Genomic DNA, 4,000 nt, shown 5'->3' with positions numbered 1-4,000 from the left:
CAAGCGTTTAAAGTCTTCTGACTTCAGGCTCTTTACTTGTTCGTAGGTCATAAATGCTACCCAACTCTAACCTACTTGTCCCACGCATCTGGGACTTTTGCAAGAGGTCTAATATTGCTAATTTGTTCGCCTGATAGGATTAGGCAGCAAGGGAATACAATTGTTGATGTAATAAATTAATGACTTTTTTCTATGGGTACAACACCAGAACAATCTCAAACTGAATATGTAGAACAAATGGCAAAGTTAATAGATTTGCCAATAAAACCAGAATACCTTCCGGGCGTGGGGGAAAACTTTCAGAGAATTGCTGCGATCGCGCAAATTGTCACAGAATTTCCCTTACCGGATACAATTGAAGCGGCACCTGTATTTGAGCCATGAGCAAAGCATATCCTGATGCCACTCAAATTGCTGAGGTAGTGCGGGGACAAGAAGTTTCTGCAAAATCTGTCATTGCTGCTACATTGGCAAGAATTGCTGAACAAAATCAGACGTTTAATTGTTTTACTACTGTAACTGCTGATACAGCAATGGCAGACGCTTCAAAAATTGATGAAGCGATCGCATTAGGCAAAGATCCAGGTATTCTCGCAGGTGTACCATTCGCCGTAAAAAATCTCTTTGATATCGCTGGGTTGACTACTCTAGCGGGTTCAAAAATTAACGCTGAAAATCCTCCAGCAACCAAAGATGCCACAGCCGTTGCTAAACTAAAACAAGCTGGTGCGGTGCTAGTCGGGGCGTTAAATATGGACGAATACGCCTATGGCTTTGTCACCGAAAATAGTCATTATGGTGCTACCCGCAACCCCCACGATACAACCCGTGTTGCTGGCGGTTCCTCTGGAGGTTCGGCGGCGGCGGTTGCTGCTGGGTTAGTTCCCCTGACGTTGGGAAGCGATACTAACGGTTCAATTCGCGTCCCTGCCTCATTGTGCGGTATTTTTGGCTTTAAGCCTACTTATGGGCGATTGTCGCGCTCAGGTGCAGTATTATTTTCCAGTAGCTTCGATCATATCGGCCCTTTTGCGCGTTCTGTGCGCGACATTGCCGCAGTTTTTGATATCCTTCAAGGAGCGGATGAGAGCGATCGCGTTTGTACAAAGCGTCCCCCTCAATTGTGCTTACCGCAATTAAATCAAGGTGTTGAAGGTTTACGAATTGCTGTTGCTGAAGGTTATTTTGCCAAAGGTGCAGAACTAGAGGCTTTAGAAGCAGTCGCCACAATTGCCAGTGCGTTGGATGTCACCACATTTGTGACGATACCGGAACCCCATCGCGCAAGGGCAGCAGCTTTTATAATTACAGCAGCAGAAGGCGCTAATTTCCATATGGATTCCTTGCGATCGCGTCCTTTTGATTTCGATCCAGCAACACGCGATCGCTTTCTAGCTGGTGCCTTAATTCCGGCAACGTGGTACATTCAAGCGCAAAGGTTTCGACAATGGTATCGCGATCGCGTTCGAGAAATCTTCAACGAAGTAGATATAATTCTCGCCCCCACAACTCCTTGCTTTGCCCCTAAAATTGGTCAAGAAAAGATGACAATTGGCGAAGAAGAAGTCTTAGTTCGTCCTAATTTGGGACTATATACTCAGCCTCTATCTTTTATCGGATTACCCGTTTTATCCGTCCCAATTCATCATCCCGATAGGCTACCTTTAGGAGTACAAATTATCGCCGCACCTTACAATGAAGCGCTAATTTTACGAGTAGCAGCAGTGTTAGAATCTCAATCAATTATATCAGCGCCAGTTGCACAGTAGTTTAACATTTCTTTATCCCCACCCCCGAAATGTGAGGAGTGACGATGGGAATTGAAGGTTCAAACCTTTCATAATCAAGATGTTCAAAACCAGCATTTTCTAACGCTATCCAAGTTTCGCGGGCTGGTTCGCAACCATCAGCCAGAAATTTCCACACCGGGCGAACTCCCTCCTGTACCCGTCTCAACCAAGTACCTTTAGGGGCGGCGACGTGTTCAATAAATAAGAAGCGTCCGCCGGGTTTGAGAACTCGCAAAATTTCTTGTAAAGTAGCCTTTAAATTGGGTACTGAACACAAAACCAACGTACTAACAACTGCATCTACACTGTTATCTTCAGCTTCCAAACGTTCAGCGCTGATCGTGCGGACATCAACGTTATTTAAGCCCACCTTTTCTGCTTCTTTCTGGAGATACGGGTGCATATAGGGATTTGGCTCGATGCCAATCCAACGCATATCTTTGGGATAATAGGGGAAGTTAGCACCAGTTCCAGGGCCAATTTCCAAAACATCCCCGTGCAAGTTTCCGAATAGGTTGCGTTTGCGATCGCAAACCAGTTTCTCGTAGCTTGCATTACCTGTAGATAGTAACCAGGCAAATAAACGTTTGTTCCAACAGCAGGGGCAACCTTGCATTTGTAATTCCATAGAATTTGCCTTCAATCACATTATCTATTATTTTATAAACCAGAGAACTTAGCCAAATATATCTAATATGGTAAATCTACTGGGTGAATATCATTAAACCACTTGCAAAAGTTGATAAACGCCCTCAGACTGAAGGTATGAGCGCATTTTTGCTACATAAAGATGATGAAAACATACGATTGGATTGTAGTTGGCGGCGGTATTACGGGTGCAACGCTAAGTTACGAACTGGCAAAAAAAGGCTTTTCGGTTCTGTTAATAGAGCAAAACGCCGCATCGCAAAATGCCACGCGCTATAGTTATGGTGGGTTGGCATATTGGTCTGGGACAACAGATTTAACGCGGCAATTGTGCGCTGAAGGTATCGAAATTCACCGCCATTTATCAGAGGAATTAGATAGCGATACTGAGTTTCGCGAATTAGACTTAATTTTAACAATTGCTGCTGATGATAACTCGGAACAAGTAGCAGCATACGCTCGTTTTGCTATTCCACCGCGCTTACTCAGTGTTGAGGAAGCTTGCGAAATGGAACCGCTACTAAACAAGGATGCGATCGCGTCTGCTTTAACCGTCCGTCACGGTCATATTGAAACAGAAAAAACCACCTCCGGATACATCAAAGCCTTTCGCCGTTTTGGGGGCGAAGTTCTTTGCGATCGCGTGGTAGAACTCAACAGAGAAGGCGAAAAAATTCTCGGAGTCAAAACAGCAACCGAAACCTACCATGCAGCTAACACCATCATCTGTGCCGGTGGTTTCAGCCGCGCCTTACTAAAAGCAGCTAATATTCCCATCAGGCTATATTTTACCCATGCCGAACTAATCGAAACTGAGCCAGTTGATATACATTTGCGTACACTGGTAATGCTAGCGGATACAACACGATTTCAACTAGAAGCCGAAGCCAGTACACCTGAACTGGATCATCTATGGGATCAGCCCAATAATGAACTAATGCCACCCATTTTAGATGCAGGTGCCATACCGTTTAAAAACGGTAGCTTACGCATCGGACAAATTAGCCGAGTTCTCACCGATCCCAACGCAAAAATTGATGGGGTTGAAAGCGAAGCCAACCTCCGCGCTGCTGTGGGAAAAATATTACCTGCGATAGAGAAATTACCAGGAAATTGGCATCATTGCTTGGTAGCATTTAGTAGCGATCGCCTTCCTCTCATCGGCGCTATTAATAATGTCGAAGGCATCTATATTTTCTCCGGATTCTCCAACCCATTAGTATTCGTACCACCCTTAGCCAAACGCTTTGCGAGTTGGGCAACTGGGCAAGATGACCATATTATCGCCCAGCTATCTCCTCAAAGATTGTGATTTAAATAACCATTTCTTTGTAACTGCTGATACTCTTTTTGGTAGATGAATTGCCTCTTAGGGTGAGCCAAGGTTATTGAGTAAACCTTTAAAAGGCAAAATTTATGCAAGCCACTGACAATACACGCGCCATTAGCCAGGGTAAGCGCACCTCAAACGCTATTTACAGATAGGGTCTAGGTTTTCAATGGGATCGGGTAGTGCAGCTGCTAATACCGTTAGCATATAGGTATCATCCATAGCAGCCTGC

Annotated in this window: 4 protein-coding genes; 3 read left to right on the top strand and 1 reads right to left on the bottom strand. The window is 44.7% G+C overall.

The genetic code is table 11. The features are described from left to right. Positions 1 to 192: 192 nt before the first annotated feature. Both NDI42_RS28685 and NDI42_RS28680 read left to right on the top strand, forming a co-directional pair. A complete protein-coding gene (locus NDI42_RS28685) occupies positions 193 to 384 on the top strand; it encodes a DUF4089 domain-containing protein (RefSeq protein WP_190452701.1) in 192 nt (63 codons plus the stop codon). Next, entirely contained in the window at positions 381 to 1,769 is a 1,389-nt protein-coding gene (locus NDI42_RS28680) for an AtzE family amidohydrolase (protein WP_190452699.1), read from the top strand. The genes NDI42_RS28685 and NDI42_RS28680 overlap by 4 nt, the downstream gene beginning before the upstream one ends. A 1-nt stretch (position 1,770) precedes the next feature. Here NDI42_RS28680 and NDI42_RS28675 read toward each other — a convergent pair whose 3' ends face one another. After that, positions 1,771 to 2,418 carry a class I SAM-dependent methyltransferase gene (locus NDI42_RS28675; RefSeq protein ID WP_199311048.1) on the bottom strand — a complete coding sequence of 216 codons (648 nt, stop codon included), beginning with the start codon at positions 2,416 to 2,418 and terminating at the stop codon, positions 1,771 to 1,773. A gap of 165 nt (positions 2,419 to 2,583) precedes the next feature. Between NDI42_RS28675 and NDI42_RS28670 the strand changes: the two genes are divergently transcribed. Next, positions 2,584 to 3,750 carry an FAD-dependent oxidoreductase gene (locus NDI42_RS28670; RefSeq protein ID WP_190452704.1) on the top strand — a complete coding sequence of 389 codons (1,167 nt, stop codon included), beginning with the start codon at positions 2,584 to 2,586 and terminating at the stop codon, positions 3,748 to 3,750. Positions 3,751 to 4,000 lie beyond the last annotated feature (250 nt).

The organism is Funiculus sociatus GB2-C1 (assembly GCF_039962115.1).
In the GTDB taxonomy this organism is placed as follows: Bacteria; Cyanobacteriota; Cyanobacteriia; order Cyanobacteriales; family FACHB-T130; genus Funiculus; species Funiculus sociatus.
The sequence above is the reverse complement of the archived record's forward strand: the minus strand, read 5'-3'. Positions and strand labels throughout refer to the sequence as shown.